Here is a 21,539-nt window from a genome sequence, read left to right as displayed (position 1 = left end):
GGTTGGTGCGTCCGTCGGTTTTTGCCACCCCGCACGTCATGGGCCGGACGACCGGAGTGCTCGCGATCATCGCCAGTGCGCTCGGTCTCGTCCTTGCGCTGACGATGCCCCTGGCCCCGACGACGCCGTACTCCTACATCGCCGTCGTTGCTGCGTTCGCCATCGGTGTTTTCATGCTGGTCTGGGGAGACCGCCTGTCGCGTGGGCACTACGAGGTGATGGTGTGGGTCGCGATTGTGCTTGTGACGTTCGGTGACCGCGCCGGGTCGAGCCCGATCGGCGCGATCGCGACGGCGTGCGACTACGCGCTGGTGGCCGCGCTCGCCGGATTCTTCTTCGAGTTCTTTCGCGCGATGTTGCAGATCGTTGTCATCGCTTTCTGCTGCGTCGTCGTTCTCGCCGTACGTCCCGAACTGCCGTGGTGGATCGGGCTGTGCGGTGCGAGCGTTTCGGTGATGACCGGCGTCACCGTCCTCGTCATGGGCAGGCTCGCTTCGGCAGCGGAAATAGACAGTCTTACGGGGCTCTTCAATCGCAGAGGATTCGACAGGAAGCTGGAGCAGGCGCTCGGTGCGGCCGTCCGGCATGGTGGCAGTCCGGTCCTACTGCTGTTCGATATCGATCGATTCCAGGCGATAAACGAAGCCCGCGGGCACGCCGGCGGTGACGACGCACTGCGCGACATCGCGAAGGCGGCGCGCAAACTTATCGCACGGACCGATGTCTTTGCGCGTTACGGCGGCGACGAGTTCGCAGTGCTGTCGACGACGATGACGGAGCACGATGCGATCGCACTGTCCGAGCAGATTCGTGAAGCGATACCGACCGGATGCTCGGCCGGTGTCACGTCGTGGCAAAAGGGGGAATCGGCGTCCTACCTGGTCAGTCGGGCAGACATCGCCCTCTATCAAGCGAAACGCGCCGGACGAAACCGCACCAAGCTCGAGTCGGGAAAGTGGCCTCCGCTGGCCCAGGAGTTGCGGGATGCGATCGAGCAGGACTCCCTCGACGTTCATTACCAGCCGATCGTCCGAACTTCGGATCGCTCGGTGGTCGGCGTCGAGGCGTTGCTCCGGTGGCAATCCGTCACGCGTCCCGACGTGAAGGCGGACGAAATCATCCGCATTGCCGAGGACAACGATCTCATCGCGGTGCTCGACAACTGTGTGCTGTCGCGCGCGTGCCGGGATGCGAAGTTGCTGCGCGGCGCGCTGGGTGCGGACATGTCGCTGAACGTCAACGTTTCGGGTCTCGAACTCGCAGCTTGCGGGTACGTCGACTCGGTCCTCGACGTACTCGCCGACACAGGTTGGCCTGCCGCCCAGTTGATTCTCGAAGTAACCGAGACGGCACTCGAAGCCGACACCGAGACCGCCGTAGCCAATCTGCGGGCCTTGCGTGAGCGCGGAATCCGGATCGCCATCGATGACTTCGGTACCGGCTTCTCCTCGCTGGGCCGGCTCACCGAACTGCCGACGGACATGTTGAAGCTCGACGCCGATTTCATCGCCGGGGTGACCGCAACGTCGGCGGCGCCGCGTCTGCTGTCGGCTGTCGCGGCTATCGGTGTTGCACTGGGCCTTCCTGTGACTGCCGAGGGCGTCGAAGACGAGTATCAGGCTGCCGCAGTAGCGGCGCTGGGATTCCAATACGCGCAAGGCTTCTTCTACGCGCGACCGCAGCCGGCGGCCGCGCTGATCGCCATCGCGGACGAGCTTCGCGTCACCGAGAGGCTCGACCATTGACTGCCATGTTCGTCGGGCTTACCACGCTCGACATCGCCTACCTCGTCGACGCCTATCCCGCCGAGGATACGAAAACCCAAGCGCTCGACCAGTTTCTGGGCGCCGGCGGTCCTGCTGCGAACGCAGCGGTGACCTACGCCTACCTGTCTCGCTCCTCGCCGACCCTGCTGACCGCGGTCGGGCGGCACCCGCTCGCTGAAATCGTCGGATCCGATCTCGTCGAGCACGGCGTAGGTGTTCTCGACGCGATCCCCGACAGTGCACTGCAGCCGCCACTCTCGTCGATCGTGGTTGCGCGCCAGACACATACCCGGACCGTTGTATCGCTCGATGCACAGCGGATCGAGGCGCCGTTCGACGAAGCTTTCGGAGCTGCAGTCGGTCACGCCGGAATTGTGTTGATGGATGGTCATTTCCGTGATCTGGCCATGGGGATCGCCACTCGGGCAAGGGATGCGGGCATTCCGGTTGTGCTGGACGCGGGCCGCTGGAAAGACAGCCACCGCGACTTGTTGCCCCTCGTCGACATCGCGATCTGTTCGGCGGTGTTCCGGCCACCGCTCACCGAGTACAACGACAGTTCGAAGCTGTTCGACGCCGTCCACGCCATGGGTCCCACGCACGTCGCGATCACGCGCGGAGCGGAGCCGATCCGGTACTCGGGACCGGACGGCCGCGGCGAGGTCGACGTCGAGCCCGTGCACGCCGTAGACACGCTCGGCGCAGGGGACATCCTGCACGGTGCGTTCTGTCACTACTTCACCGCGAGCGGCGATTTCGCCGGCGCGCTCGGCAGTGCGGCGGCGGTCGCGTCTGTGTCGTGTCGCTGGCTCGGAACCCGTGAATGGATGCGCCACTCGGAATCTCTGCGCGTCTAGTCTCTGCGAGCTCCCGGCTCGACGAATACGCCTGCGGCCGCCGAGAGTTCGGCGAGGGCAGATTCGAATGCGGCACGTGCGCGATCGATCGGTGGATCCAGTGCGCGGTCGCCGGTGAACCCGAAATGGACGGTGCCCGCATAGGAGAATGCTCCGACGTTCAGCCCTTGGTCGGCCGGATTGAGCGGGACCACCGGATACATCTCGAGGACTCGGGAACCGTTGAGAAACACCGGTGCCGGCGGACCGGGCACGTTCGACACGACGAGATTGTGGGACGGGAAATCGATACCGGTACCGAGCACTGTCGTCAGCGCTGGTGAGAGCAGGGGCGGTGCGAGCCCGCCGACCACCACGAAGATCGCGCCGGCCATCACCCCGCTCGCCCGCTTCAGTTCGTCCATCCGCTCGCCGACCAATTCCACGCGGCGCAGCGGATCTCGTTCCCCGACAGGCAGTTCCACGATCACAACCGAGATCCTGTTGCCGCCGACCTCGCCCTCGCGGCGAATGCTCACCGGCACCAGCGTGCTCGGCTCGCGCTCGAGAGCGGCCGGATCGACTCCCGCCTCCGTCAGATACGTGGCGAGCATGCCCGAAACAATTGCCAGGAGAACGTCGTTCACAGTGCGGTTCGTCGCGAGGCTGATGGCCCGGAGCTGGCGCAGCGGCGCTGAGGAGTAGTCCCACGACCGGTTCGCCGAGATCTGCTTGTTGAACGGTGTGCTCACGGCAGGTTCGCGCGACCGCAGCAGCTCGCGCAGTACCTCTGCGGCTTCACGGAGATCGGATGCGGCGGTGGTCGGCGATGTTTCGAGAATCCGCGACGTGGTGTCGAAGATGAGGTCCTGCGCCTTCGACAGCGGCTTGATTGCGCGTCGCATCTGCCGCAACAACAGGCCGGGGCGTTCGTCCTCGGACGTCGGCGGCGGCTCGACCGGTTCGGCCTCGGCTTCGATGTCCAGGACAGCCAGGCCGATACCGACCGCCGACGACCCGTCGACCAGCGCGTGGTGCATTTTGATCAGCAAGGCGGTCCGGCCGTCGGCGAGACCGTCGATGAGGTGCATCTCCCACAGCGGCCGCGAGCGGTCGAGGCGTCGTGACATCTCGTTGCCGACGTGCCGGAGCAGTTCTTCCTTTCCGCCGGGCGCGGGGAGCGTCGCCAGACGGATATGCCAACCGACGTCGAAGTATTCGTCTTCGACCCAGACTGCATTGGACAGACCTGTCCGGCCCTCGTCGAGGCGCTGCTTGCAGCGCGGTACCAGGTGAATGCGTTCGGTGATGCGGGCGCAGAGCGCGTCGTAGGTGACGCCCGGGCCGGGCTCGACGAATATCAGGCTGCCGATCGTCATGTTGACGGGTCCGGTTTCGCCGACCAGCGACGATCGATCCATCGGCGACAACTTGTCGGCCATCCACACCTCCGAGGTATCTCGAGCAAACGTATCGTTGCACGTGCATGGCCCTTGCCGGACCGAGATCGCTAGGGTTCCAGAAGGGATGTCGAGAACGTTCCCTGTGCTCCGACCCATTCTCGAGCGCCCACCGTGGGCGCCCTAGCGAGGGAGTGACGAGATGAAGTACATGATCATGATGTTCGGCGATGCTGCGCCGATGCTGGAGCAGAAGTCTCCGGAGTGGATTCGCGGCATGATCGCCTTCATGCAGAAGATCGGCGAAGACCTGACTGCGTCGGGTGAACTGGCGGGGGGAGAAGGCCTCGTCGATTCCACGCAGGCCAAGAAGATTCACGTCGTCGACGGCATTTCGATCGCGACCGACGGACCGTTCGCCGAGGCGAAGGAATCGCTGATCGGCTACTGGATCGTCGACGTCGAATCCGAGGCGCGCGCCATCGAAATCGGCAAGGAGATAGTAGATTTCACCAAGGAACCGCTCGAGATCCGGCGGGTCGCCGACGGGCCTCCCGAGATCTGAGTATGCCGTCCGACATCGAGCCCCTGCTGCGCGAACTGGCGCCGCAGGTGCTCGGCACCCTCATTCGCAGGCACGGGCAGTTCGACGCGTGTGAGGACGCCGTGCAAGAGGCGTTGCTCGCGGCCGCGCAGCAATGGCCGGACGAAGGTGTTCCGGACAGCCCGCGGTCCTGGTTGACCGCCGTTGCGAACCGGCGCCTCGTCGATGAGTGGCGCAGCGAAAGTGCGCGGCGCAGACGGGAGGAGAGCGCGGGCACGCTCGAACTCGCGGTCCCCGCGGAGACCCAGCACGAAGACGACACGTTGACGTTGCTGTTCCTGTGCTGCCATCCGGCACTGTCTATTCCGTCGCAGCTCGCGCTCACGTTGCGCGCCGTCGGCGGTCTGACGACCGGCGAGATTGCCAGCGCATTCCTGGTGCCCGAAACGACGATGGGCCAACGGATCAGCCGCGCAAAGAAATCCATCAAATCGGCAGGAGCAACGTTCGCGTTGCCACCGGAAAGTGAACGTGCAGAACGGCTTCGGGTGGTGTTGCACGTGCTGTACTTGCTTTTCAACGAAGGCTACGCGACGAGCTCGGGCCCGATGGCACAGCGCAGCGATCTCACTGGTGAAGCAATCCGGTTGGCGCGCATGCTCGTTCGGCTGCTGCCGGACGAGGGTGAGGTCGGCGGCCTGCTGGCACTGATGCTGTTGACGGACGCGCGCAGGGACGCACGCACCGAACCCGACGGTTCCCTTGTGCCACTTGCCGAGCAGCGCCGGCACCTGTGGGATGCGGCGCAGATCGCGGAGGGTATCCAGCTCATCACACGAACCCTCGGCAGAACGCCCACCGGCCCGTATCAGTTGCAGGCCGCTATCGCGGCGGTGCACGACGAAGCTCCGAACGCTGCCGACACCGACTGGCCGCAGATCGTCGCGCTCTACAACGTGCTGGAGCAGATCGCGCCGAGTCCGGTCGTGACCCTGAATCGTGCCGTCGCGGTAGCCATGGTCAACGGTCCGCGCGCGGGGCTCGCCATCCTCGGCACGCTCGAAGGCGACGACCGGATGAGTCAGACACATCGCGTCGACGCGGTCAGGGGACATCTGCTCGAACTCGCGGGCGACCTGACGGCGGCACGTGAGTCCTACCAACTTGCGGCCCGAAGAACAGCGAGCCTGCCCGAGCAGCGATACCTTGCACTGCAGGCGGCCCGCCTCGGACCGTCTTAACTCGCGGTCCGCGCCCGCCGGATCGGTGTCACGCGGTCGTCGGCCACTGGCCGGAGTCCGCGGAACACGAGCGGGGCGAGCCAGGCGAGGATCGTCTGATCGAGTGGTAGGAATCGCGGGTTGGGGACCCGGTTGTGGACGAACGCCATGGCCAAGCCGGTCGCTGGGTCGGCGATGCCGCCGGAGCCCGCGAGGCCGATATGCCCGAATGCGCGCGGCGCGTTGGCTGACGGGAACGAGTGGTAGCCGAGCCGCCACGACATCGGCAGGTACAACGTCGGTCCAACTGTCGTGTCTGTACCTTCCGCAACTCCCGGGTGGTGCTCGCCGACAACAACCGTCCGTGCGGCGTATCGCCGTCGTTGGCGAGCGCGCTATAGATCGCACCGAGGCCGCGGGCGGTGACGATACCGTTCGCGGCGGGCATCTGCGTCGTCAGAATCGTCGGTTCGTCACCGGTAAGCATCGATTCGACTCGGCTCGCATAAACGGTCTTGAGGAAGCTGCCGATCGGTCCCGGGACGTGCGTCGACCACGGCGCGATCCGCATCGTGATCGGGTGGGCGAGTACGTCGATCGACCCGGAGAAGCCGGCCGCGCGGGTCTGCGCTCCCGCCGGCGGGTTGCCCAGGTAGATGCCGTCGACCCCGAGCGGGTTTGCGACCTCGGTGCGGAACAACTCGGCCATGCCCTTGCCGGTGATCGAGCGCGCGAGACCGGCGAGCAGCCAACCGTAGGTAAGCGAGTGATAGGCCGGAATCCCCAGGAAGGGACCGGGTTTCGCGGCCGCAAGCCGGTCCTCCATCAGACTGTGGTCGAGGATCTCGTCGACATTGCGCGCGACACCGGCCATGCTGGACAGCCCGGCACGGTGCGTGAGCATCGTTCGCACGGTGATCGCACCTTTGCCCTGGGCTGCGAACTCGGGCCAGTATTCGGCAACCGGTGCGTCGTAATCGAGGAGACCGCGGTCAGCGAGCCGGTGAATGACGGTCGACGCTATGCCCTTGGTGGCGGAATACGGCATGGCGCCGGTATCGGCGTCCCACGCGATGGTTCCTGCCCGGTCCGACGTGCCGGCCCAGATATCGACAACGGGCTCACCATGCAGGTAGACGGCGAGCGCGCCGCCGCCCCGCAAACGCGCAAAGAGTCGGCCGAACGCTCTGGTCGCCGCGCTGAACCGGGGATCAGCGGTCCCTTGCACTCCCAGCGGTAGACCGGGCTGCGAATTGGCGAACTTCGGTTTGCTAGACAATGGCTCCACCTCGTTGTGAACGCCCCCCGAGTCGCCGTTGACTCGGGGTTGTCGCCAGTGTGACACATCACGATCGTTTTGGTCACACGACCTAGTCTCTCGAAATCAGTTCGTGTCCAGACGGCGTTCCGATTGTTCGAATCACGGTTTCGTCACGCACACTTGGCCGGTGCAGAATCTCGAGGAAGTTTTCGGCCGAATGCGGCGCCGACCGGATATCGAAGCAGCGAACCTTTTCGCCGTCGACGCAGCCGATCGATTGATCCTGGATGTTGCTGCCGATGCGCTGGCCTCGCCGCCTTCGCCCAAGATTGCCGTGGTCGACGACAACTACGGTGCGCTCACGCTCGGCGCGGCAGTGCTGTCCGAAACGTCCGAAATTCGAGTGTTGCAGGATCACCTGACGGGCGAGCGCGCGCTCGACGAGAATGCTCGCGAGGCCGGTCTCGCCGAGCGATACACGCGCGCAGTATCCACCGCGGAGCTGCTGGCAGGTGCCGATGTCGTCTTGATGCGCCTGCCGCGTGGGCTTGCCGAGTTGGCCGAAACCGCGGACGCGATCGCGCGGCATGCGGCACCGCAGGTGCGGGTCTTCGCCGGTGGCCGCGACAAACACATCACGCCTGCGATGAACGACGTCCTCGGCCGTTCCTTCGAGGTCGTGACGCCGAGTCGCGGTCGGCAGAAGTCAAGGGTGCTGGTCGTCAGCGGGCCGCGCGAAGTCGGTCCGTCGGCGTATCCGGTCCAGGCTTCGATTCCGGAACTGAACCTGCAGGTCGTCGCGCACGGCGCCGTCTTCGCCGGCGCGAAACTCGACCTGGGCACCAGGTTTCTCCTTACCTTCCTGCCCAGAATGCGTGCCGCCGCCGATGCGATCGACCTCGGCTGTGGCACGGGCATTCTCGCCGTCGAACTGGCTAGGCAGCGTCCCGATCTGCGTGTGGTCGCCACCGACGAGTCGGTAGCCGCAGTTGCGTCCGCCGCGGCGACCGCCGCTGCGAACGGCGTCGCAGACCGGGTTGTCGTGGTCCGCGACGACGCGCTCGGTTCGTTTGCCGACGCGAGTGCCGACCTGATCGTGTGCAATCCGCCGTTCCACATCGGTGCTTCTGTGCACACGGGTGGCGCGGAGAAGATGTTTCGCGACGCGGGTCGGGTCCTGCGGCCGGGTGGCGAAATGTGGACGGTGTTCAACACGCACCTGAACTACCGCGGACTTCTTGCGAGGTTCGTCGGCGCAACGGAAAACGTCGGACGCAACCAGAAGTTCACCGTTGCGCGCTCGACCAGGAGGATCGAAGCAAAGCCGGACAGATAGGGCCGCTGTAGTCTGCCGTGTATACCGCGTACCCGGTAGAGTCCGAATTGTCCGACAGGTCTGGAACTTGTCTTGGAATTCGAACGTTGTACAGACAGATAAACGAGTTAGACAGCATTCACGCCACGAGAGGGGATGTCTACGGTGCGCACCACCAGCAACCCGGTGTTCCGCAACCTGCCACAGCAGCAGGGCGGCGGTTACGCCAATTTCGGATCTGCTGCGGCTGGCGCCGGGCAGTTCGCCAACCAGTACGGTCAGCAGCCACCACAGGTCGACCCGTGGGCTCGCCCGCAGACCTCGCGGGCCATGACCATCGACGATGTCGTCACCAAGACGGGCATCACACTCGGTGTGTTGTCGATCGCGGCGATCGTCTCGTACCTCCTGGTCAGCGGTAACTCCGGTCTGGCTGTGCCGTTCGTCATCGGCGGCGGTCTGATCGGTTTCGTTCTCGTGCTGGTCGGCACATTCGGCCGCAAGATGGACAACCCGGCAATCGTTCTGAGCTATGCGGTCGCCGAGGGTGTGTTCCTGGGTGCGATATCGAGGCTCTTCACCGGCGTCGAGTTCGGCGGCGCGGGCGGCAGCGCACTCATCGGGCAGGCCGTGCTCGGCACGTTCGGTGTGTTCGCGGGCATGCTCGTCGTCTACAAGACGGGTGCGATTCGCGTCACTCCGCGCTTCACGCGGATGATCATCGGCGCCATGATCGGTGTCCTCGTCCTGATGCTGGGCAATCTGATCGCCAGCTTCTTCACCGACGGCGGCTTCGGCCTCCGTGACGGCGGGCCGCTTGCGATCGTCTTCAGCCTCGTCTGCATCGGCATCGCCGCGTTCAGCTTCCTGCTCGACTTCGACGCTGCCGACCAGATGATCCGGCAGGGTGCGCCCGACAAGGCGGCCTGGGGCGTGGCGTTCGGCCTGACCATCACCCTGGTCTGGCTCTACATCGAGATCCTGCGCCTGCTGAGCTACTTCAACAGCGACTAGCAGTAAACGAAGACAGCCCCCGAGGGATCCCTCGGGGGCTGTTTCGTGTCGTGGTCGGGTTAGGAGAGGCGCTCGAGCACCATTGCCATGCCCTGGCCGCCGCCGACGCACATGGTCTCGAGACCGAACTGCTTGTCGTGGGCCTGCAAGTTGTTGAGCAGGGTCGCGGTGATCCGGGCACCGGTCATGCCGAACGGGTGACCCAGCGCGATCGCACCGCCGGAGACGTTGAGCTTGTCTTCGTCGATCTTCAACTCTCGTGCCGAACCGATGACCTGGACGGCGAACGCTTCGTTGATCTCGACGAGGTCGATGTCGTCGATCGTTTTGCCGGCGATGGCGAGGGCACGCTTGGATGCTTCGATCGGGCCCAGACCCATGATCTCGGGCGAGAGACCTGACACACCGGTCGACACGATCCGCGCCAACGGGGTGAGACCGAGTTCCTTGGCCTTGGTGTCGCTCATGATGACCAGCGCGGCGGCGCCGTCGTTGAGCGGGCACGCGTTGCCGGCGGTGATGGTGCCGTCCGGGCGGAACACCGGCTTGAGCTGGCTGATCTTCTCGTAGGTCGTGCCCGCGCGGGGGCCGTCGTCGGTGGAGACGACGGTGCCGTCGGCGAGGGTGACCGGGGTGATCTCCTTGGCGAAGTGGCCGCTCTTGATGGCTTCTTCGGCACGGTTCTGCGAGCGCACACCCCAGTGGTCCTGGTCCTCGCGCGAGATACCGGTCAGCTGGGCGACGTTCTCCGCGGTCTGGCCCATGGCGATGTAGGCGTCGGGCAGCAGGCCGGCATCGCGGGGATCCGACCAGGTGGTGCCGCCAAGGGCGGCTTGAGCGGTGCGCTCGCCGGCGTCGGCGAACAGCGGGTTGTGGGTGTCGGGCCAGGAGTCCGAGGTGCCCTTCGCGAAGCGCGAGACGGTTTCGACTCCGGCGGAGATGAAGACGTCGCCTTCGCCGGCCTTGATCGCGTGCAGGGCCATGCGGGTGGTCTGCAACGACGACGAACAGTAGCGGGTGATGGTCGCGCCGGGGACGGTGTCGTAGCCGAGCTGGATGGCGATGATGCGGGCGAGGTTGTTGCCGGACTCGCCGCCGGGCAGACCGCAGCCGAGCAGCAGATCGTTGATGTCGGACGGGTCGAGCGCGGGCACCTTGTCGATCGCGGCCTTCACCATCTGCGCGGCGAGGTCGTCGGGTCGCATCGAGACCAACGATCCTTTGCCGGCGCGGCCGATCGGTGAACGGGCATACGAGACGATCACAGCCTCGGGCATGACGGCTCCTCTGTTGTTTTCCAATGGATTGTTCTAGTCAGCTTCGTACATTACGTTGCGCCGAAACTCGCTCCTCACGGCGCCAGAGGAAGCGATTCACAGAGTCCGTCGCACGGCTTATTGCCCGCCGCCCTTCGGCTGCTTCGGACAAATTCGGCAGTGTCGGGAGCGGTCCGCCGTGCCATTCACCCAGTGCACTGGCCAGCACCGGCAGGATCTGTTTCGCGGCAAGTTCGTAGCCAGCCGCAGAGGGATGGAACCCGTCGGCCGAGAACATGCGGTCGGGTGCGGCGAGAAACTCCGGAGACAGCAAGTCGGCCATGGCGACTGGGTGACCGCCCTCGGAAAGGGTTGTCGCCGTCTGCGCCCGGGCGAGCAACAGCCCCCACTCGCGGACGACCGTCCGCAGGGGCTGCGGGATTGCGGTGACGATTCCCAGGTCAGGGCACGTCCCGACGACCACGACGCTGCCGCTTTCGCGCAGCCGACGCACTGCTTCACCGAGCCGATGTGCTGACAGCCGGATCGAGTGCTTCTTCGTCACGTCGTTGGCACCGACGAGGATAACTGCGGCGTCCGGCGGGGGGCCCGCGATGAACATCGCGTCGACCTGCCCTTTGAGGCCTTTCGACGTGGCACCGCAGATTGCCTTCGTGCTCAGTCTGATTCGCTTACCGGTTTCCTCGGCCAGCCCGCGGGCCAGCAGCACGCCGGGTACCTCGTTGGCGACTGTGCAGCCGAGCCCGGCCGCCGTCGAATCACCGAAAATCATGAGAGTCAGGTCTGCCGTTGCGCCGATTCGCCACGGCTGCGGTGGGCCGCAACCGGGTGTGTAGATCCCGTCGGCCTCGGGCGGTTTGTCGGTGTTGCGCCCGATCACCCCGCGAGCTTGCGACGCCTGCGACATCAAGTGTTTGTAGGCCGCCCAAGACGCGGTGCCTGCGCCGGACCCGGCTACAACGGTTGCCGCTCCTGTGGCGGCGGCTGTCCGCCATCCCCTCATAGGCATCAAATTTAGCCGGATTGGCCTGCCTGCGCCCGCGCGTGTTCGTGGCTCTGGAAACATGGGCGTATGCGCATCGCAGAACACGTCGTCGACCTCATCGGCAACACTCCGCTCGTCAAGCTGTCGTCGGTCATCGGTCCAGGTGCCGGTGTCGTCGCGGCGAAGATCGAGTACATGAATCCGGGCGGCAGTTCGAAGGACCGGATTGCCGTGAAGATGGTCGACGCCGCGGAAGCAGCGGGACTGTTGAAACCGGGCGGCACCATCGTGGAGCCGACGTCGGGTAACACCGGGATCGGTTTGGCACTGGTGGCGCAGAAGCGCGGGTACAAATGCGTGTTCGTCTGCCCCGACAAAGTCGGCGAGGACAAGCGGAACGTGCTGCGCGCCTACGGGGCGCAGGTCGTCGTCTGCCCGACCGCAGTGCCGCCGGATCACCCGGACAGCTACTACAACGTCTCCGACCGCCTTGTGAAGGAGATCGACGGCGCCTGGAAGCCGGATCAGTACTCCAACCCTGGCGGTCCGGAAAGTCATTACGAGACAACCGGTCCCGAGATCTGGCGCGATACCGACGGCAAGGTGACCCACTTCGTCGCCGGCGTCGGAACTGGCGGCACCATCACCGGCGCGGGCCGGTATCTGAAGGAAGTCTCCGGCGGAAAGGTCAAGGTCATCGGCGCGGATCCGGAGGGATCCGTGTACTCGGGTGGCACTGGCAGGCCGTACCTCGTTGAGGGCGTGGGTGAAGACTTCTGGCCGTCGGCATACGACCCCTCGATTCCCGACGAGATCATCGCCGTCTCCGACGCGGACTCGTTCGACATGACGCGGCGGCTTGCGCGCGAAGAGGGCCTGCTGGTCGGCGGCTCGTGCGGCATGGCGGTCGTCGCTGCTATCGAGGTCGCCCAGCGCGAACCGGACGCCCTCATCGTCGTTTTGCTACCCGACGGCGGACGCGGCTATCTCGCAAAGATTTTCAACGACAAGTGGATGCGTTCGTACGGCTTCCTGCGCACGCGACTCGACGGCGACACGCACGAGCCGACTGTGGGCGATGTGCTGCGCGGCAAGTCCGGCGCGCTGCCCGATCTCGTCCATACGCACCCGTCGGAGACTGTGCGCGACGCGATCGAGATCCTGCGCGAGTACGCCGTTTCACAGATGCCGGTCGTCGGTGCCGAGCCGCCGGTGATGGCCGGTGAGGTGCAGGGCAGCGTCACCGAGCGGGATTTGCTGTCTGCTGTGTTCGAGGGCCGCGCGGCTCTTGCCGACCCCGTCTCGAAGCACATGAGCCCGGCGTTCCCGCTGATCGGTGCGGGCGAAGTCGTCAGTGCGGCAACGAAAGCACTCGGTGACAGCGACGCGCTGATGGTCGTCGACGACGGCAAACCTATCGGTGTGATCACACGCCACGATTTGCTGGGATTCCTGAGCAGCGGCGCATAGAATCTGCTTACCGGGTACGGGGACTCGGGCCCTTTCGAATCAGCAAGAAGGACCCAGATGATCAAAGCGTTCCTCGTCGCTGTGCTCGCGGCTGTGTGCCTCGTGGTCGGCTCAGCCACTGCGACGGCTGAGCCGGTTGTTCCGGACCCGGCGATCATCGAACCTGTGGTCTCCGATGCGAGCAGCGTCGTGACCGACGTCGCCCGGCCGCCGGGAGACACCGCCGAGGGCCGCACGGGTGGTGGCGCTCTTATAGGGATGCTCGTGGGCGGCCTGATCGGGCTCCCGTTCCTCATCGTCGGCGCGATCCCCGGCGCGATTATCGGTGCCGCTGTCGGCGCCGGAATCGGTTTCTACAGCTACCTGCTGACCGTCCCGATGTACGGGCCCTGATCAGCGAAATGCGCTGGAACCCGTAAGAACCTGTCCGATGACGAGCTGATGGACCTCTGCTGTGCCCTCGTAGGTGAGTACGGATTCGAGGTTGTTCGCGTGCCGGAGAACGGGATATTCGAGCGTAATGCCGTTGGCGCCCAGAATGGTCCGACATTCGCGAGCGATCTTGATCGCTTCCCGGGTGTTGTTGAGTTTGCCGACGCTGACCTGCTCGGCGGTGATTTCACCCCGGTCTTTCAGGCGCCCGAGGTGCAGGGCAAGCAACTGACCCTTGCCGAGTTCGAGGGCCATGTCCGCAAGCTTGGCTTGCGTGAGTTGGTAACCAGCGAGCGGCTTCTCGAACACCTCGCGCGTCTGCGCGTAGTCGATCGCGGCTTCGAGGCAGTCGCGAGCGGCGCCCATCGAACCGAAGATGATGCCGAAGCGCGCCTCGCTCAGGCACCCGAGCGGTCCGGCAAGCCCGCGCGCGCCGGGTAACAGTGCGTCGGCGGGCAGACGAACGTCGTCGAAACTCAACTCGGCCGTGACCGAAGCCCGAAGCGAAAGCTTCTTGTGCATCTCGTTCGCCGCGAAGCCGGGGGAGTCGGTCGGGACGATGAAGCCGCGGATCTTGTCGTCGGTCTGCGCCCACACGATCGCGATATCAGCGACGGTGCCGTTGGTAATCCACATCTTGGATCCGTTGAGAATCCAGTCGTCGCCGTCCCTGCGAGCACGGGTGCGCATGCCACCGGGGTTGGAGCCGAAGTCCGGTTCGGTCAGCCCGAAACAGCCAATGGTTTCACCGGTGGCCATGCTCGGTAGGTACTGCTGCTTCTGCTCTTCGGAGCCGTACTTGTAGATGGCAGACATGGCGAGCGAGCCCTGTACGGAGACCATGCTGCGGGCGCCGGAATCCGCAGCCTCTATTTCGAGGCATGCGATGCCGTAGGCGGTCGCCGAGGTTCCTGCGCAGCCGTATCCCTCGAGGTGCATGCCGAACAGTCCGAGCTTGCCGAACTCCGGTGCCAGTTCTTTGACCGGGAACGTGCCGGACTCGAACCAGTCTGCGACGGCCGGGCGAATCCGCTCGGCGGCAAACTTTCGAACCGTCTGCTGGATCTCTCGCTCTTCCGGGAGGAGCAGCGAATCGATCGCGAACAGTTCCTCGACGGACAACGTCTTGGTATCGGCCATGCCGCCAAACTACGCCCCTGGTGGGTGCCTCGGGGCAGGGCATTAACCTCGATGACATGAGTGAACAGCGGAGCAAGGTGGACAGCACATCGTGGCAGGGCTTCACGACGCGAGCCGTTCATGCCGGGTTCGATCCCGACCCGCAAACGGGTGCGGTGAACGTGCCGATCTATGCCAGTTCGACGTTTGCGCAGGACGGGGTCGGCGGTCTGCGCGGCGGCTACGAATACGCCCGGACCGGCAACCCGACACGCGCGGCGCTCGAGGCGAACCTCGCCGCGATCGAGTCGGGAGCATTCGGCCGGGCGTTCGCGTCGGGAATGGCTGCGACCGACTGCCTCCTGCGCGCGACGCTGCGTCCGGGGGATCACCTCGTGATCCCGAACGACGCGTACGGCGGCACCTTCCGGCTGATCGACAAGGTCTTTCGCCATTGGGGAATCGAACACACCGTCGCGGCGATTTCCGACGTCGACGCTGTGCGCGCCGCCATCCAGCCGAACACGAAACTGGTCTGGGTCGAGACGCCGACCAACCCGCTGCTGAATATCGGCGACATCGAGGCGCTGGGGGAGGTCTCGCGGGCGGCGGGCGCGAAGCTGGTGGTGGACAACACCTTCGCCTCGCCTTACCTGCAGCAACCGTTGTTGCTGGGTGCCGACGTGGTGCTGCATTCGACGACCAAATACATCGGGGGGCATTCCGACGTGGTCGGCGGAGCGTTGATCACCGACGACGAAGAACTCGACACGGCCTTCGCCTTCCTGCAGAACGGTGCGGGCGCGGTTCCCGGACCCTTCGACGCCTACCTCACGCTGCGCGGCATCAAAACCCTTGCGCTGCGAATGGATCGGCACAGCGAGAATGCCGAGAAATTGGTCGAACTGCTCGTGAGTCACCCGAAGATCGAGAAGGTGATCTACCCGGGCCTAGCCGATCATCCCGGCCACGAGGTCGCTGCGCGGCAGATGCGCCGGTTCGGCGGCATGATTTCGGTACTTGTCCGCGGTGGTACCGAGGGTGCGCACGACTTCTGCTCGCGCACAGAGGTATTCACTCTGGCGGAGTCGCTTGGCGGTGTCGAGTCGCTGATCGAACACCCGGCTGCGATGACGCACGCGTCGACCGAAGGGTCCGAGCTCGAGGTTCCTGCCAACCTCGTGCGCTTGTCGGTCGGCATCGAGGATGCGTCCGATCTGTTGGGCGACGTCGAACAAGCGCTGGCGTAGTCGTGCTCACACTCGACCAGATCGAGGCAGCCGCAGCACTTCTCGCGCCCGTCATGCGCGAGACGCCGATGGTCGCCGCACGCGCGCTGTCCGAACGAACCGGCCACGACGTCTTGTTGAAGTGTGAAAACCTACAGCGCACAGGGTCTTTCAAGCCGCGAGGTGCGTACAACCGAATCGCTAACCTGTCGGCGGACGAGCGGGCGAACGGAGTCGTCGCGGCCAGTGCTGGAAACCACGCACAGGGCGTGGCGTGGTCGGCGACGAAGCTCGGTATCCCGTCGACCGTGTTCATGCCCGGTGCCGCCGCGTTGCCGAAAGTGGTCGCCACCAAGGCATACGGCGCCGACGTGCACCTCGGTGGCGACACGATCGACGACGCGCTCGTCTTCGCGAACGAATTCGCGACCCGGACCGGAGCGGTCCTGATCCACCCCTTCGATCACATCGACATCGTCGCCGGCCAGGCAACTGTGGCGTTGGAGATCCTGCGCCAGTCGCCGGACGTCGAAACGATCGTCGTGCCCACCGGTGGTGGCGGACTGCTCGCAGGCATAGCGGTCGCGGTTCACCTGCTGGCGCCGCATGTTCGCGTCATCGGAGTGCAGGCGGCAAGTGCGGCGGCGTGGCCGGACTCGCTGACGGCCGGGAAGCCGGTGCGCGCCGAGTCGATGGCGACGATGGCTGACGGAATCGCGGTCGGGCTGCCCGGTCGGGTGCCGTTCGACCACGTGGCCGAGCTCGTCGACACAATCCTCACGGTCTCCGAGGACGCGCTGTCGCGAGCGCTACTGCTCTGCATGGAACGGGCGAAGCTCATCGTCGAGCCGGCGGGCGCGGCCGGCGTCGCCGCGTTGATGACGTGCGCGGCGGAGGACCTGGACCTGCGCGGCAAGGTCTGCGTTGTGCTCTCGGGCGGCAATATCGATCCGCTGGTGCTCACCCACGTCATTGCGCACGGCCTACGTGCGGCGGGGCGGTTCCTTGCCGTCAAGATCACCATCGCGGACCGGCCGGGCGGACTGAGCACACTGCTCAACGTCGTCAGCGGGACGGGCGCAAGCGTGGTCGACGTGGTCCACTCGAGGACGGGCGACAAACTCGGACTCGACGAGGTCGAGGTGCTGCTGACCGTCGAAACTCGGGGTCCTACCCACCGTGCGGCGGTTCTGGCTTCACTCGCCGACGCCGGCTACGTGGTCGTGGAGCAGGGCTAGGGCGGTACGCAGCGCGTAGCGATTGCGTGCCGCGTGGATCGTCTGCGCGCAGGCTTCAGTTCAGTCCGTCGCGGCACGGCTTGGACTCATTGCCCTTTCGTGATGACCACTACCGGTCGGTCAATTCGTGGAAGGGCCTCAACAACTGCGGTCAATCCGTCGGCGGTCACACTTAACTTCGCACACCTTCCAGCAGGTGTATTCCTAGCTATACCAACAGGTTTCGGGTAGACTCGAATACATGTTCGAGCAGTTGCTGCAGTCACTCACTGGAGCCGGGATACCCGACCCCGCAGTGGCGCCGACCCCGGACATGGTCGACGCGGTGTCGGACCTGCACCGGTTCGAAGCCGCCGTCTGCGCCCGCAAACACGCACTCGCCGCCGCAGTGTATCAGCGATGCGTGGACGACGCACCACCGGACGACGCGAACGACACGTCGAGGATCGATCCGTGGGACACCGCCGAAGCCGAACTGTCCGCCGCGTTGACCATCACCGGGTTCGGAGCGTCCGCGTTGATCGACGTCGGGCACAACCTGATCACCCGGCTACCGAACGTGTGGGCCGCGTTCGCGCGGGGTGATCTGGATCTGTACCGGGTGAAGATCATCGTCAACGCGACCCGCAATGTTGCCGAGGAGCACCTCAAAGAGGTCGAACGCCGCATCCTGGCTGCGGCGGTGGACGGTCGGGCCGCGTTGACCGGGCGCCGGTTACGCGGGGTGGTCGACAGAGTCATCGCACAGATCGATCTCGCCGGGCTCCGCTCCCGCCGCGAAGCCGCCACCAAGGGGCGTCATGTGTGGATCGGTCCCGGGCAAGACGGGATGGCCGAACTGGCCGGGTCCCTACCCGCGGCGGACGCGATGTTCGTGTCGGGTCGGATCGGGGAGATGGCGAAAGCGGTCTGCGCGCAGGACCCGCGGACCTTCGCGGCGCGGAAGGCGGATGCGTTGATCGCGTTGACCCGTGGACAGTCGCAGCTGGCGTGCGAATGCGGGCGTGAGGTGTGCCCGATCGGCGGTGTGTCGAAAGTCGGGCGGAAGGCGTTGGTGCATGTGATCGCCACCCACGCCACCGTGACCGGTAGCAGTGACCAGCCGGGCTGGTTGGACGGGTTCGGCATCGTCGACGCCGACCAGGTTCGTGACATCGCCACCGATGCGATCGTGCGGCCACTCGTCGACCCCGACGAGGAGGAGGCCACGGACTCCTACACACCGTCCGAGCAGGTGCAGGACTATGTCCGCGCGTTGTGGGGGTCGTGCATGTTCCCGAACTGCGATGTGCCGGCGTGGGAGTGCGATCTGGATCATCGCGACCCGTACAACCATGACAACCCCACCGCGGGTGGTCGAACGACAGCCGAGAATTTGGGACCGTTCTGCCGCAAACACCACCGGGGTAAGACCTTCGGCGGGTGGGACCTCACCAAAGGCGAGGACGGGACACTGTCGATCACCTCCCCGCACGGGAAGACCTATCCGGTCGCGGAAACCGGTCCGATCCCGCTGCTGGGTGGGACCGAACCCGACCGACCGGTCCCCAGCGGTGCACCGGACCCGAAGCGGCGCACCAGAATCCAGCAACACGACGCCCGCACCCGCAGCGAACGCGCCCTCAACGAAGGCGACTACGAACCGCCACCCTTCTAGCAAACCCAAGCCCGCTCAGCCCGTCACCACCACGGTGACGGGCCAGAATGGCGCGCCCAGGCATGGTCACTGGGGGTCGAGATCCCTGACCGAATGGGCGGACCCACGGCCGCGGCCGCGATGGCGGTGTTCCGCGAAGACGATCCCGTATGAGTCGACCAGTGGGCGCAACCTCGCTCGCAAATAGTAAGCACCACAACCGAACTGGAGCTCCTTGCACGACGGCGCCGGGATGAAGGGTCCGGACAAGGGTCGTATCCCGGCCGCCGTCATGCGTGCCTCGGAAACGCGAAAGGCCGCCGAGTAGCCCCGGCGGCCTCAGCGAAAATGTCAGCTCAGCTGTGGTACGGCTCTGCGCTGACGAGGGTGACCTTCATCGTGCCACCGTTGGGCAGGTTGTACTGCCGCGTATCGCCGACCTTCGCGTTGATGAGCGCGGCACCGAGTGGAGAGTTGGGGGAGTAGACCTCGAGCTTCGACTCGCGGACACCCTCTTCGCGGGTCGCGATGAGGAACGTCTCGCTGTCGGACTCGTCGCCGTCGTAGTAGACCTTCACAACGGAACCGGGCAGGGCGACACCGGACTGGGTCGGCGCTTCGCCGACCTTCGCGTTGTTCAGCAATTCCTGCAACTGGCGAATGCGCGCTTCCTGCTGGCCCTGCTCTTCGCGCGCGGCGTGGTAGCCGCCGTTCTCCTTGAGATCGCCCTCTTCGCGACGCTCGTTGATCTCCGCAGCGATGACCGGACGGTACGCGATGAGATGGTCGAGTTCGTTCTTGAGCCTGTCGTGTGATTCCTGCGTCAGCCAGGTCACGGTGGTCTCGCTCATCTCGATTCACTCCCTCTTCGGTTGGTCCCGCCGGGGCGGGATCCCTTTGTTCTTGCACCTACCACCATGTGGTCGGCAGAAACTAGCGGCTAAGCGAGTGTGGAAGTCGTCGAAACCCCGACTGGCCCTATTTTCTCAAGGCCGATACGCCGTGCCGCCAATGCAGCAAACACGGCTCCGAAGGCCCGGAACCGTGTGTGTGACGAGTTTAGCACGCGAAAGGTTCGAGCCGTTCGAATGCTGGTAGCGGACTTGTCACGATCCGTTGGTTGTCATTCCGTTTTCAGGTAGGGCGGAATTTCGAAGCTGCACCCGTAGACTTCGCCGACCGCAGGCGGTTGCGACGTGCGCAATTCGGAGTTGACCTCGACAGTTCCGCTGCCGGAAGGCTCGATGTAGACCTCGCGCCGACCTGTCTCGGACGCGTCCTTCGAACGTGCGCGGAGGATGCAGACGGCCGCCCGATCGGGTTGCTGCCGCGTGACCGTGAAGCGAATCGAGATGGTCGAATCGTTGACGATGGCGTACGAGATCTGTTCGCCTTCGATCTCTTTCGGGCCGAAACGCTCGTACCCCATATATGCGACACCGATTCCGGCGAGCACGACCAAAGCGCCGATCACGAGCGCGATCGTTCGCGAAGGCCGGCGCGATACGCCATAGCGGGCAGCGGGTCGCGCGGCTACGACAGGCCCGGTCATGCGGCCCTCGACGGGGGTGTAGCTGAAGTTGCAACCATCGGGTGGAACTATAGGGGAGAGATAGCGCGGCGAGCGTTTCGGTCGTGTTCTCCAAGATGCAGCACGACGCAGGCGAGAGGTGAACCGACAGGTGAGCGGACTTCGGCTCATGGCAGTGCATGCCCACCCCGACGACGAGTCGAGCAAGGGTGCGGCCACGATGGCGCGCTATGCCGACGAGGGGCACGACGTTCTCGTGGTGACGCTGACAGGCGGAGAACGCGGTGACGTGCTGAATCCGGCAATGGACGTCCCCGGTGTCGTCGAGCGAATGGACGAGATTCGGCGCGACGAAATGGCGGAGGCCGCCCGGATCCTGGGCGTCAAGCAGCGCTGGCTCGGCTTCATCGACTCGGGGTTGCCGCAGGGCGATCCGTTGCCGCCGCTGCCGGAGGGTTCGTTCGCGCTCGTCCCGCTCGAGGAGTCGACCGAAGCCCTGGTGAAGGTGGTTCGCGAATTCCGGCCGCACGTCATGATCACGTACGACGAGAACGGTGGCTACCCGCATCCGGACCACATCCGCACGCACCAGGTCTCCATGGCCGCTTACGAAGCCGCCGGTGATCCGGAGCGATTCCCGGATGCCGGTGACCCGTGGACGCCGCAGAAGATCTACTACACGCACGGCTTCATCCGGCGCCGGCTGGAGCTGTTCAAAGAGGATTTCGACGAACGTGGCGAGGAGTTTCCGCTCCAGGAATGGCTGGACCGCTGGCGGCCCGAACAGGGCGACATCATGGCCCGCGTGACCACGCAGATCCAGTGCGGCAAGTACTTCACCAACAGGGACGACGCACTGCGGGCACACGCCACGCAGATCGATCCGAACGGTGCGTTCTTCGCCATTCCGCTCGAAACGCAGCAGCGCATCTGGCCGACGGAAGAGTTCGAACTTGCGAAGACGCGGGTCCGGACCGGTATTCCGGAATCCGATCTGTTCGCCGGCGTCGTTCGTGACGGGATTGTGCACAAGTGACTTTCCTGACCGTCATTCTTGCGGAGGCCGAACCTACCGGACCCGAGTTCGGCAAGGCATCGCCGATCGGGCTCGCTTTGCTCGTGCTGCTGCTGATCGCGACGATTCTGTTGATCCGCAACATGAACAAGCGCATCAAGAACCTGCCCGCGACGTTCGAACCCAGCCATCCCGAACCTGACCAGGCCGTCGATGAAGGCACCGACCCCGGCGCTATAGAAGGCAGATAG

Annotated in this window: 20 protein-coding genes and 1 pseudogene; 13 read left to right on the top strand and 8 right to left on the bottom strand. The window is 65.1% G+C overall.

From position 1 onward, the window contains the following. Positions 1 to 5 precede the first annotated feature (5 nt). Both JGU72_RS03805 and JGU72_RS03800 read left to right on the top strand, forming a co-directional pair. Entirely contained in the window at positions 6 to 1,745 is a 1,740-nt protein-coding gene (locus JGU72_RS03805; protein WP_199682380.1) for a putative bifunctional diguanylate cyclase/phosphodiesterase, read from the top strand. A 5-nt stretch (positions 1,746 to 1,750) separates the two neighbouring features. Continuing rightward, the gene (locus JGU72_RS03800; RefSeq protein WP_199683190.1) at positions 1,751 to 2,623 is read left to right on the top strand and encodes a PfkB family carbohydrate kinase; all 873 of its coding nucleotides are present in this window, start codon (positions 1,751 to 1,753) and stop codon (positions 2,621 to 2,623) included. Here the strand turns inward: JGU72_RS03800 and JGU72_RS03795 are convergent. Continuing rightward, positions 2,620 to 4,044 (bottom strand): wax ester/triacylglycerol synthase family O-acyltransferase, encoded by a 1,425-nt coding sequence (locus JGU72_RS03795; RefSeq protein ID WP_199682379.1) that lies wholly within the window; start codon positions 4,042 to 4,044, stop codon positions 2,620 to 2,622. The genes JGU72_RS03800 and JGU72_RS03795 overlap by 4 nt on opposite strands. A gap of 160 nt (positions 4,045 to 4,204) precedes the next feature. Here JGU72_RS03795 and JGU72_RS03790 point away from each other — a divergent pair, with 160 nt between their 5' ends. Further along, positions 4,205 to 4,567 carry a YciI family protein gene (locus JGU72_RS03790; protein WP_199682378.1) on the top strand — a complete coding sequence of 121 codons (363 nt, stop codon included), beginning with the start codon at positions 4,205 to 4,207 and terminating at the stop codon, positions 4,565 to 4,567. A 2-nt stretch (positions 4,568 to 4,569) separates the two neighbouring features. Further along, on the top strand, positions 4,570 to 5,787 hold the full coding sequence (locus tag JGU72_RS03785; protein WP_199682377.1) for an RNA polymerase sigma factor: 1,218 nt from the start codon (positions 4,570 to 4,572) through the stop codon (positions 5,785 to 5,787). On the opposite strand, the gene JGU72_RS30975 is transcribed toward JGU72_RS03785, so the two are convergent. After that, positions 5,784 to 6,050, bottom strand: a complete 267-nt coding sequence (locus tag JGU72_RS30975; RefSeq protein ID WP_267909137.1) for a serine hydrolase — start codon at positions 6,048 to 6,050, stop codon at positions 5,784 to 5,786. The genes JGU72_RS03785 and JGU72_RS30975 overlap by 4 nt on opposite strands. A 107-nt stretch (positions 6,051 to 6,157) precedes the next feature. Then, positions 6,158 to 6,994: pseudogene (locus tag JGU72_RS03780) on the bottom strand (serine hydrolase domain-containing protein); the annotation flags it as partial. Between the two features lie 250 nt (positions 6,995 to 7,244). Between JGU72_RS03780 and JGU72_RS03775 the strand changes: the two are divergent. Next, positions 7,245 to 8,363 (top strand): class I SAM-dependent methyltransferase, encoded by a 1,119-nt coding sequence (locus tag JGU72_RS03775; RefSeq protein WP_199683189.1) that lies wholly within the window; start codon positions 7,245 to 7,247, stop codon positions 8,361 to 8,363. A 144-nt stretch (positions 8,364 to 8,507) separates the two neighbouring features. Continuing rightward, positions 8,508 to 9,356, top strand: coding sequence for a Bax inhibitor-1/YccA family protein (locus tag JGU72_RS03770; protein WP_199682376.1), 849 nt, complete (start codon positions 8,508 to 8,510; stop codon positions 9,354 to 9,356). Between the two features lie 59 nt (positions 9,357 to 9,415). On the opposite strand, the gene JGU72_RS03765 is transcribed toward JGU72_RS03770, so the two are convergent. Next, positions 9,416 to 10,633: an acetyl-CoA C-acetyltransferase gene (locus tag JGU72_RS03765; protein WP_199682375.1), complete on the bottom strand. Its 1,218-nt coding sequence runs from the start codon at positions 10,631 to 10,633 to the stop codon at positions 9,416 to 9,418. Between the two features lie 37 nt (positions 10,634 to 10,670). Then, complete coding sequence (locus JGU72_RS03760) at positions 10,671 to 11,642, bottom strand: SGNH/GDSL hydrolase family protein (protein WP_199682374.1); 972 nt, start codon at positions 11,640 to 11,642, stop codon at positions 10,671 to 10,673. A gap of 63 nt (positions 11,643 to 11,705) precedes the next feature. On the opposite strand from JGU72_RS03760, the gene JGU72_RS03755 reads away from it, so the two are divergent. Continuing rightward, the gene (locus JGU72_RS03755; RefSeq protein ID WP_199682373.1) at positions 11,706 to 13,088 is read left to right on the top strand and encodes a cystathionine beta-synthase; all 1,383 of its coding nucleotides are present in this window, start codon (positions 11,706 to 11,708) and stop codon (positions 13,086 to 13,088) included. Between the two features lie 57 nt (positions 13,089 to 13,145). Beyond that, positions 13,146 to 13,481: a hypothetical protein gene (locus tag JGU72_RS03750; protein ID WP_199682372.1), complete on the top strand. Its 336-nt coding sequence runs from the start codon at positions 13,146 to 13,148 to the stop codon at positions 13,479 to 13,481. On the opposite strand, the gene JGU72_RS03745 is transcribed toward JGU72_RS03750, so the two are convergent. Then, positions 13,482 to 14,660 carry an acyl-CoA dehydrogenase family protein gene (locus JGU72_RS03745; protein WP_199682371.1) on the bottom strand — a complete coding sequence of 393 codons (1,179 nt, stop codon included), beginning with the start codon at positions 14,658 to 14,660 and terminating at the stop codon, positions 13,482 to 13,484. A 56-nt stretch (positions 14,661 to 14,716) separates the two neighbouring features. On the opposite strand from JGU72_RS03745, the gene JGU72_RS03740 reads away from it, so the two are divergent. From JGU72_RS03740 to JGU72_RS03730, 3 genes are all read left to right on the top strand, one after another. Then, a complete protein-coding gene (locus tag JGU72_RS03740) occupies positions 14,717 to 15,889 on the top strand; it encodes a cystathionine gamma-synthase (protein WP_199682370.1) in 1,173 nt (390 codons plus the stop codon). Positions 15,890 to 15,942: 53 nt separating this feature from the next. After that, the gene (gene ilvA, locus JGU72_RS03735) at positions 15,943 to 17,106 is read left to right on the top strand and encodes a threonine ammonia-lyase (RefSeq protein WP_233531522.1); all 1,164 of its coding nucleotides are present in this window, start codon (positions 15,943 to 15,945) and stop codon (positions 17,104 to 17,106) included. A 241-nt stretch (positions 17,107 to 17,347) separates the two neighbouring features. Then, entirely contained in the window at positions 17,348 to 18,763 is a 1,416-nt protein-coding gene (locus tag JGU72_RS03730) for an HNH endonuclease signature motif containing protein (protein WP_199682368.1), read from the top strand. Positions 18,764 to 19,098: 335 nt separating this feature from the next. Here the strand turns inward: JGU72_RS03730 and greA are convergent, their stop codons facing one another. Together greA and JGU72_RS03720 are read right to left on the bottom strand one after the other, a co-directional pair. Then, positions 19,099 to 19,593 carry a transcription elongation factor GreA gene (gene greA / locus JGU72_RS03725; RefSeq protein WP_199682367.1) on the bottom strand — a complete coding sequence of 165 codons (495 nt, stop codon included), beginning with the start codon at positions 19,591 to 19,593 and terminating at the stop codon, positions 19,099 to 19,101. 272 nt (positions 19,594 to 19,865) lie between these two features. Continuing rightward, positions 19,866 to 20,294, bottom strand: coding sequence for a DUF4307 domain-containing protein (locus JGU72_RS03720; RefSeq protein ID WP_199682366.1), 429 nt, complete (start codon positions 20,292 to 20,294; stop codon positions 19,866 to 19,868). Positions 20,295 to 20,424: 130 nt separating this feature from the next. Here JGU72_RS03720 and mca point away from each other — a divergent pair, with 130 nt between their 5' ends. Continuing rightward, on the top strand, positions 20,425 to 21,309 hold the full coding sequence (gene mca / locus JGU72_RS03715; RefSeq protein WP_199682365.1) for a mycothiol conjugate amidase Mca: 885 nt from the start codon (positions 20,425 to 20,427) through the stop codon (positions 21,307 to 21,309). Positions 21,310 to 21,314: 5 nt separating this feature from the next. Then, positions 21,315 to 21,539, top strand: coding sequence for a hypothetical protein (locus JGU72_RS03710; protein ID WP_199683188.1), 225 nt, complete (start codon positions 21,315 to 21,317; stop codon positions 21,537 to 21,539).

Source organism: Antrihabitans auranticaus (assembly GCF_016481275.1).
GTDB lineage: Bacteria > Actinomycetota > Actinomycetes > Mycobacteriales > Mycobacteriaceae > Antrihabitans.
Note: the sequence above shows the minus strand (reverse complement) of the source record. Positions and strands in the feature narration are given on the sequence as shown.

Excerpts from the sequence above, each read along its gene's own strand:
- JGU72_RS03790 (WP_199682378.1), top strand. The coding sequence starts at position 4,205 with ATGAAGTACATGATCATGATGTTCGGCGATGCTGCGCCGATGCTGGAG.
- JGU72_RS03730 (WP_199682368.1), top strand. The coding sequence starts at position 17,348 with ATGTTCGAGCAGTTGCTGCAGTCACTCACTGGAGCCGGGATACCCGAC.
- greA (WP_199682367.1), bottom strand. The coding sequence starts at position 19,593 with ATGAGCGAGACCACCGTGACCTGGCTGACGCAGGAATCACACGACAGG.
- JGU72_RS03740 (WP_199682370.1), top strand. The coding sequence starts at position 14,717 with ATGAGTGAACAGCGGAGCAAGGTGGACAGCACATCGTGGCAGGGCTTC.
- JGU72_RS03785 (WP_199682377.1), top strand. The coding sequence starts at position 4,570 with ATGCCGTCCGACATCGAGCCCCTGCTGCGCGAACTGGCGCCGCAGGTG.
- JGU72_RS03760 (WP_199682374.1), bottom strand. The coding sequence starts at position 11,642 with ATGCCTATGAGGGGATGGCGGACAGCCGCCGCCACAGGAGCGGCAACC.
- JGU72_RS03745 (WP_199682371.1), bottom strand. The coding sequence starts at position 14,660 with ATGGCCGATACCAAGACGTTGTCCGTCGAGGAACTGTTCGCGATCGAT.
- JGU72_RS03755 (WP_199682373.1), top strand. The coding sequence starts at position 11,706 with ATGCGCATCGCAGAACACGTCGTCGACCTCATCGGCAACACTCCGCTC.
- JGU72_RS03795 (WP_199682379.1), bottom strand. The coding sequence starts at position 4,044 with ATGGCCGACAAGTTGTCGCCGATGGATCGATCGTCGCTGGTCGGCGAA.
- ilvA (WP_233531522.1), top strand. The coding sequence starts at position 15,943 with ATGCGCGAGACGCCGATGGTCGCCGCACGCGCGCTGTCCGAACGAACC.
- JGU72_RS03765 (WP_199682375.1), bottom strand. The coding sequence starts at position 10,633 with ATGCCCGAGGCTGTGATCGTCTCGTATGCCCGTTCACCGATCGGCCGC.
- JGU72_RS03720 (WP_199682366.1), bottom strand. The coding sequence starts at position 20,294 with ATGACCGGGCCTGTCGTAGCCGCGCGACCCGCTGCCCGCTATGGCGTA.
- JGU72_RS03750 (WP_199682372.1), top strand. The coding sequence starts at position 13,146 with ATGATCAAAGCGTTCCTCGTCGCTGTGCTCGCGGCTGTGTGCCTCGTG.
- JGU72_RS30975 (WP_267909137.1), bottom strand. The coding sequence starts at position 6,050 with ATGTCGTGGCGGCTCGGCTACCACTCGTTCCCGTCAGCCAACGCGCCG.
- JGU72_RS03800 (WP_199683190.1), top strand. The coding sequence starts at position 1,751 with ATGTTCGTCGGGCTTACCACGCTCGACATCGCCTACCTCGTCGACGCC.
- JGU72_RS03775 (WP_199683189.1), top strand. The coding sequence starts at position 7,245 with ATGCGGCGCCGACCGGATATCGAAGCAGCGAACCTTTTCGCCGTCGAC.